Below are 249 nucleotides of genomic sequence, written 5' to 3' on the forward strand. Positions count from 1 at the left end.
CGGTTCGGGTGGCGAGAGCATTGCCACTACCGTCGCTGCGCGTAAGCTGCTCGATATTTTGCGCGCACTGCCGGACGACAATGACATCGTCCTCAAGCTCGACAATAAGAAGATGACTGTGCAGTCAGGCAAATCGCGCTTCTCTTTGCAAACTCTGGCGGCAGAAGAATTCCCTACCGTCGCACAAGCAGAACACTTCAACGCCAGCGTTAGCCTGCCGCAAAAAACGCTCAAGCACCTGTTTAACAT

The 249-nt window shown here is 53.8% G+C and carries 1 pseudogene; it reads left to right on the forward strand.

Annotated elements, in window-relative coordinates:
* Positions 1 to 249 (forward strand): annotated as a pseudogene (locus QN347_RS20565) (DNA polymerase III subunit beta); the annotation flags it as partial.

The organism is Sphingomonas sp. 10B4 (assembly GCF_035019905.1).
Taxonomy (GTDB): domain Bacteria; phylum Pseudomonadota; class Alphaproteobacteria; order Sphingomonadales; family Sphingomonadaceae; genus Sphingomonas; species Sphingomonas glacialis.